7 protein-coding genes are annotated in these 7,022 nt (G+C 71.8%); 3 read left to right on the forward strand and 4 right to left on the reverse strand.

Annotated elements, in window-relative coordinates; all coding sequences use genetic code 11:
• The first annotated feature begins 60 nt into the window (after window positions 1-60).
• Window positions 61-1,029, forward strand: coding sequence for a Gfo/Idh/MocA family protein (locus DLJ59_RS19085; protein WP_124774005.1), 969 nt, complete (start codon window positions 61-63; stop codon window positions 1,027-1,029).
• Window positions 1,030-1,086: 57 nt separating this feature from the next.
• Here DLJ59_RS19085 and DLJ59_RS19090 read toward each other — a convergent pair whose 3' ends face one another.
• From DLJ59_RS19090 to DLJ59_RS19100, 3 genes are all read right to left on the reverse strand, one after another.
• Window positions 1,087-2,094 (reverse strand): inorganic phosphate transporter, encoded by a 1,008-nt coding sequence (locus tag DLJ59_RS19090; protein WP_124774009.1) that lies wholly within the window; start codon window positions 2,092-2,094, stop codon window positions 1,087-1,089.
• 10 nt (window positions 2,095-2,104) lie between these two features.
• Complete coding sequence (locus DLJ59_RS19095; protein WP_053655020.1) at window positions 2,105-2,731, reverse strand: DUF47 domain-containing protein; 627 nt, start codon at window positions 2,729-2,731, stop codon at window positions 2,105-2,107.
• 127 nt (window positions 2,732-2,858) lie between these two features.
• A complete protein-coding gene (locus DLJ59_RS19100; protein WP_124774006.1) occupies window positions 2,859-3,800 on the reverse strand; it encodes a PPK2 family polyphosphate kinase in 942 nt (313 codons plus the stop codon).
• Window positions 3,801-3,934: 134 nt separating this feature from the next.
• Here DLJ59_RS19100 and sigJ point away from each other — a divergent pair, with 134 nt between their 5' ends.
• Window positions 3,935-4,897, forward strand: coding sequence for an RNA polymerase sigma factor SigJ (gene sigJ / locus DLJ59_RS19105; protein ID WP_124774007.1), 963 nt, complete (start codon window positions 3,935-3,937; stop codon window positions 4,895-4,897).
• Window positions 4,898-4,920: 23 nt separating this feature from the next.
• Here sigJ and DLJ59_RS19110 read toward each other — a convergent pair whose 3' ends face one another.
• Window positions 4,921-5,427, reverse strand: coding sequence for a DUF402 domain-containing protein (locus DLJ59_RS19110; protein ID WP_124774008.1), 507 nt, complete (start codon window positions 5,425-5,427; stop codon window positions 4,921-4,923).
• Between the two features lie 102 nt (window positions 5,428-5,529).
• Between DLJ59_RS19110 and DLJ59_RS19115 the strand changes: the two genes are divergently transcribed.
• Window positions 5,530-7,022, forward strand: a 1,493-nt coding sequence (locus tag DLJ59_RS19115) for an ATP-dependent DNA helicase (RefSeq protein ID WP_244236117.1), incomplete at its 3' end; no start/stop codon positions are given.

A 7,022-nucleotide genomic window follows, 5' to 3' on the forward strand; every position in this document is an offset into this window, starting at 1 on the left:
GGGCGGGAGGGGCGCGGGCCGGGGAGGCAGGGGTTCACCTGGCTCGGTTAGCGTTCCGGCATGACTCGTTGGGGCATCCTGGCCACTGGCCACATCGCCAGCCGTTTCGCCGAAGACCTCCGGCTGGTGCCGGACGCCGAGCTGGTCGCGGTCGGTTCCCGCGCTGCGGAGAGCGCGCAGCGCTTCGCCGACACGTACGGCGCGAAGCGCGCCTACGGCTCCTGGGTGGAGTTGGCCGCCGACCCGGAGGTGGACGCGATCTACGTGGCGACCCCGCACTCGGCGCACTACGAGGCGGCGATGACCTGCCTCACCGCCGGGCGGGCGGTGCTGTTGGAGAAGCCGTTCACCCTCGACCTGGCCACCAGCACCGAGCTGGTGGACACCGCCCGCGCCGCCGGGGTCTTCCTGATGGAGGCCATGTGGATGCGGCTGAATCCGATGATCCTGCGGGTGGTCGAGCTGATCGCGGACGGGGCGATCGGCACGGTGACCGGTGTCCGTGCCGACTTCGGGGTGGCCGGGCCGTTCGCGCCGGAGCACCGGATGCGCAACGCGGCGCTGGGTGGGGGCGCCCTGCTCGATTTGGGGATCTACCCGATCAGCCTGGCTCACCTGCTACTCGGGGTGCCGCAACACATCCGGTCCTGGGCGCAGCTCGGCCCAGAGGGGACGGACGAGAACACCGGCATGCTGTTCGGCTACGACACCGGAGCCCTGGCAACTCTGAGCTGCGGCATGGTCGGGTTGAGCGGGCAGACCGCCTCGATAACGGGCACCACGGGTCGGATCGACCTGCCGGAGCCGTTCTTCCGGCCGGGTTCGGTGACAGTGCACCGGGCCGGCGCGGAGCCGGAGACGATCGTCGCCGACGGGGCCGGCAACGGCTACCAGTACGAGGCGATCGAGGTGCAGCGCTGCCTCGCCGCCGGGCTGACCGAGAGCCCGGTGGTGCCGCACGCCACCACCCTTGAGGTGATGGCCCTGCTGGACACGGTCCGTGAGCAGATCGGCGTCCGGTACGTCTAGAACGGCGAAAGGGCCCCCGGCCACGGCGAGACCGTGACCGGGGGCCCTTTCATGAACTCAGCCGAAGAGCGGCCGGACCAGCAGGTAGGTGACGCAGGCGATCAGCGCGGCGGCTGGGAACGTGATGATCCAGGCGAGCACGATGTTGCCGGCCACGTTCCAGCGAACCGCGGAGAGTCGCTTGGTCGCGCCCACCCCCATGATCGCCGAGGTGATGGTGTGGGTGGTGGAGATCGGCGCCTTCAGCACCAAGGCGTTGAAGTAGAGCACCGCGCTGGCGACGGTCTCGGCGGCGAAGCCCTCCGGCGGCCCCAGGTCGATGATCTTGCGACCGAGGGTACGGATGATCCGCCAACCACCGGCGTACGTGCCCAGGGCCAGCATCGTCGCCGAGGTCCAGAACACCCAGCCCGGGATGTGCGTCTTGCTCTCCTGGAAACCGCCGGTGTAGAGCGCCAGCACCACGATGCCCATGGTCTTGGCGGCGTCCTGCATGCCGTGGCCGACCGACATGGCGGCCGCCGAGGCGGTCTGCGCCCAGCGGAAGCCCCGGTTGAGCTTGCCCGGCTGCCCCTTCCGGAACAGCCAGAGGATCGCCAGCATCAGCAGGTAACCGAGGGTGAGGCCGACGATCGGCGACAGCACCATCGGCAGCAGCACCTTCTCGCCGATGTTGCCCCACTGCACGATGCCGCCGGTGGACAGCAGGGTCGCGCCGACCAGACCGCCGAAGAGCGCGTGTGAGGACGACGAGGGCAGACCGAAGTACCAGGTGATCAGGTTCCAGGCGATCGCCCCGAGCACCCCGGCGAAGACCACGCCGAGGCTGTTCACTCCGGTCGGGAGGGTGACCAGACCGTCGCCGACGGTCTTGGCCACACCGGCGCCGAAGTGGGCGCCGACGAAGTTGCCGACCGCGGCGAGCCCGAGGGCGATCCGGGGTGTCAGCGCCCGGGTGGAGACGCTGGTTGCGATCGCGTTGGCGGCGTCGTGGAAGCCGTTGGTGTAGTCGAACGCCAGGGCTACCCCGATCACCGCCAGAACGGCGATGAGTTCGGGTGTCACAGTCACCGGATCAGGACTCCTTGACCGCGATGGTCTCGACGGTGTTGGCCACGTGCTCGAAGGCGTCACAGGCGGCCTCCAGCTCGTCGGCGACCTCCTTCATCTTCAGCACCGTCAACGCGTCGTACTCACCGGAGAACAGGCGGACGAGCAGCTGCCGGTTGATCCGGTCGCCCTCGTTCTCCAGCCGGTTGCACTCGATCCAGTAGTCCTCAAGATCCTTCATCGACTTCAGCCGGGGCATCGCGTCGGCGGTCAGCTTGGCCTGCTGGTCGAGCACGTTGACCATCTCGTGCAGCTCGCGGGGCAGCGCCGGAAGCTCGGTCAGCCCGTACAGGTAGAGCAGGTCGCCGACGGCCTCCAGGTGGTCCATCACGTCGTCGAGCAGCGAGCCGAGCCGGTAGATGTCCTCCCGGTCGAACGGCGTGATGAAGGTCGAGTTGATCTTCTTGTACAGGTCGTGGGTGATCTGGTCGCTGTCGTGCTCGACCTCGGTCAGCCGCTCGCTCACGGACTGCACGTCCACGCCGGGCAGGGCCAGCTCGTTGAGCAGCGCGGTGCCCCGGACCAGGTTCTGCGCGGCCCTGGTGAAGAGCTCGTAGAAGGCGCCCTCGGTGGGGCGGAAGGAAAACTTCACAGCACAGACCTCGTCGCGTCGGTGGAAGGGTGGCGGCACCCGAGAGCGCCCGCTCGGTGAATGCTAGAAAACGGCGGAACCGGGAAATCGCCGGCCCACCCCTGGCCAGGCACCATTCACCGCTCGTTCATCTGCCGTTCACCTCGACCGCCCCACCGGCACCCGCTCCCCCAGCCAGAAGGCGCTCCCGCTCCCGCGCCACGTCGAAATCGGCAGCCGGATACCCCAGATCGAGCGTGTCGAACGTCTCACGCAACAGGTGGGCCACCGCCCAGTCCCGGTACCACTTGCGGTCCGCCGGCACCACGAACCACGGCGCGGCGTCCGTGCCGCACCGGCTCAGAGCCTCGGCGTACGCGGCCTGGTAGTCGTCCCAGTGCCCCCGGGAGTCGATGTCCGAGGGGTTGTACTTCCAGTGCTTCTGCGGGTCGGTGAGCCGTTCCAGCAGGCGGTTGCCCTGCTCCTCGTACGAGATGTGCAACATCACCTTGATCAGGGTCACGCCGCCCTCGGTCAGCTCCCGCTCGAACGCGTTGATCGCGTCATAGCGGGCCCGCCAGGTCGCCTCCGGCACCAACGAGGCGACCCGGGCGATCAACACGTCCTCGTAGTGCGAACGGTTGAACATCCCCACGTACCCCGGCGGTGGCAGCTCCCGCCGGATCCGCCAGAGAAAGTCGTGCCGCAACTCCTGCCGGGTCGGGGGCCCGAAGGAGCGGATGTGCAGACCCAGCGGGTTCATCGCTCCGGCCACCCGCTTGATCGTGCCGTCCTTGCCGCCGCAGTCCATGGCCTGGAGCACCAGCAGCACCCGGTGCGCGGGCTGCTCCGACCCGGTCTTGGCCATCGCGAAGAGCATCTCCTGCTGCCTGCCCAGCTCGCCGCCGACCAGCTCCACCTGCTCTCGCGCCCAGGCCTTACGGCGCTCACCGCGACCGACCGTCTCTGGCAGGCCGGGCGTGGAACGGGGATCGATCGCGCCGAGATCCACCGGTGCGGTGGCGCGCAGCAGCTCCCGCACGGAGCCGCCGGCCGGTGCCACGATCTGCCCTTGCTGGGGTGCGCTCATCCACGGATCATCGCCCACCCGCAGGCCTTCCGCCCGCCGAGGGCCACCCCTCGGGTGACGGCCGGGGCTGCCAGCGCGTGCGGTCGACGGGAGGATGTAGGCCAGGACGGTGCCGACCGGGAGGGTGGTGGGTCGTGCGGGACCTGGCGACGGAGTTCGAGGCCGAGCGGGGCCGGCTGCTCGTGGTGGCCCACCGGATGCTGGGCAGCCGCAGCGAGGCGGAGGACGCGGTGCAGGAGACCTGGCTGCACTACGCCGGAGCGCTCGCCGACCCGACGGCCCGCGCCGAGATCCGTGACCTGTCCGCGTGGCTGACCACCACCTGCGCCCGGATCTGCCTGGACGTGCTCCGCTCGGCCCGGGTGCGGCGGGAGGCGTACCCCGGGCAGTGGCTGCCGGAACCGGTCGTGAGCGCGTTGGGCGGCCCGTCGTCGGACCCGTACGCGACGGACCCGGCGGAACGGGCGGTCCGCACCGACCAGGTCGGCGCGGCGTTGCTGGTGGTGCTGGAACGGCTCGCGCCGGAGCAGCGGGTCGCTCTCGTGCTGCACGACGTGTTCGCGGTGCCGTTCGCCCGGGTCGCCGACGCGCTCGGCACCACCGAGGTGGCCGCCCGTCAGCTCGCCTCCCGCGCACGGCGGGCGATCACCTCGTCGGACGTCCCCCGGCACACCGCCGACCTGGCCGAGCAGCGCCGGGTGCTCGAAGCGTTCGTCGCCGCCACCGAGTCCGGCGAGCTGGACCAGCTGCTCCGGGTGCTCGCGCCGGACGTGGTCTTCGTCGGCGACTCCGGCGGGCACTTCCCCGCGGCCCGGCAGCCGGTGCTCGGCGCGGCGGCGGTGGGTCGCTTCACGCTCGGCCTGTTCGGCCGCGCCGGCCGGTACGCCAACCGCGTACGGTCCCGACCGGTGCTGGTCGACGGCGCGCTCGGCCTACAGATGGAGACGGTGCACAGCGACGGGCGGCCGATCCGCCTGGTCACCGCGTTCGCCGTGGACCAGGGGCGGATCACCGCCATCTACAACCAGCTCAACCCGGAGAAACTGACCGGCCTGGTGCCGTTGGGCGACGACGACGCCTGGCCGCCGCGCTGGTGAGCCGACCGAGCGGGGGTGCGGCGTCAGACCACCAGGGCCAACCACTTGCGGTACGCGGTGGCGAACGGCTCGGTGCCGTCGCCGAGTGACCCGAGCAGCCGCTGGGCTGCGGCTTCGGCCTCGGCCACCACGTCGTCCGGGTAACCGAACCGGGCCCGGTGCTCGGCGAACTCGTCCTCGTCGAGCAGCTCGACCAGCCCGGTGGCCCGACGCCGGACGACGTCCAGGTCAAGGTCGATCAGGTGGACGGTGTCGTCGGACTCCCAGCGGGCCGGGGTCGTGATGTCGCAGTAGACCTCGCTGGTGCGGGGCGGGGGGTTGAACATGGCCGTCCACCAGCCGCGATGTGGCACCAGCAGCACGAACGGGATCTTCTCCACCGAGGGCCGGCCGTGGTAGACCGACTGGGTGCCCTCGGGCACGCCGAGCCAGATGCCGAGATCGTCCTCCGTGAGCCGGCGGGCCGGGTAGTCGCGGTGGGCGCTGCCGTCGTACTTGCGGTAGATCACTCGGACCATGTCGCTCGGCATGATTCGCACCCTAACCGATACTGCCCACGCGTCGTAGCGCGGCCGTAACCGGACGGCGTCGCCGCAGCGGCCCTACCCGGTCGCCGTCGCGCCACGCGGCGGATGGGCGCGGCCGCTGTCGGCGGCGGCGGGTACCGTCGCACGGTGACTCCGCCCCGCACCGCCACCGGTTCCGCCACTCCGTCGGCCCGTGCGAAGGGCCGGCGACGGGGTGCCCGACCCAGTGGGACGGAGCTGCTGGCGGCGGCGGTCGGCGCGGTGCCCGGCGGCGCGGAACGCCCCGGCCAGCTGCAGATGACAACGGCGATCGAGGACTGCGTGGCCGGCGGCGAGCATCTGCTCGTCCAGGCCGGCACCGGCACCGGGAAGTCGCTGGCGTACCTCGCGCCGGCGCTCACCGTGGACGGCCCGGTGGTGGTCTCCACCGCCACCCTGGCGTTGCAGTCCCAGCTGGTCGACCACGACCTGCCCCGGCTCGCGGACGCGGTCGAGCCGCTGCTCGGCCGTCGGCCCACCTTCGCCGTGCTCAAGGGCCGCCACCACTACCTGTGCCTGGCCCGACTGGACAACTCCACCGAGGAGGAGCCGGAGGACACCCTCTTCGACGCCCCGGCGGCGCGTCCCGGCGGCGGGACGAAGTGGCTCGGTGAGGCGGGCCGGTTGGGCAAGCAGATCGAGCGGCTGCGGGACTGGGCCGAGAAGACCGCCACCGGCGACCGGGACGAACTGGACCCGGGCGTCGACGATCAGGCCTGGCGGCTGGTGTCGATGCCGGCCCGCGAGTGCGTCGGCGCGACCCGTTGCCCGTTCGGCCAGGAGTGCTTCGCCGAGGCGTCGCGGGCCCGCGCCCGCGAGGCCGACATCGTGGTGACCAACCACAGCCTGCTCGCGGTCGACATGCTCGCCGACCGGCACATCGTGCCACCGCACAAGCTGCTCATCGTCGACGAGGCGCACGAGCTGGCCGACCGGGTCTCCTCCGCGGCCCAGGCGGAGCTGGTGCCGGAGCTGATCGACCGGACCACCCGGCGCGCCCGTACGCTGCTGCGGCCGGAGACCGCCGAGGCGCTCACCGCCGCCGGTGACGCCCTCGCGGTCGGGCTGGCCGAGGCGCCGGCCGGGCGACTCACCGCCGGGCTGCCGACGCCCCTTCGGGAGGCGTGCACGCTGCTCGACGCGGCAACCCGCGCCGCGCTGGACGCGATCGGCGACATCAAGTCCGACGACCCCGATCCGGTCCGCAAACAGCAGGCCAAGGCCGCCCTGGACGAGCTCTCCACCACCGCGCAGCGGCTGCTGGAGGAGGCCGACCACGACGTGGCCTGGGTGGAGAAGAACGACAGCGGCAGCCGCCGCGCGCTGGTGGTCGCGCCGCTGTCGGTGGCCGGCACCCTCGCCACCCACCTGTACGACGAACGCACCGTCGTCGCCACCTCGGCGACCCTGGCGCTGGGTGGCCGGTTCGACACGGTCGCCCGCGCCCTCGGGCTGGACGCACCACCACCCGCACCGCCGACCCCCGCCGCGGCCGCGCTGGCCGCCCGCACCGGCCCGGGCCGTCCGGCGGCCGCGGCGGGGGTCGGCGGTGCGGGTGG

The organism is Micromonospora inaquosa (assembly GCF_003857055.1).
In the GTDB taxonomy this organism is placed as follows: Bacteria; Actinomycetota; Actinomycetes; order Mycobacteriales; family Micromonosporaceae; genus Micromonospora; species Micromonospora inaquosa.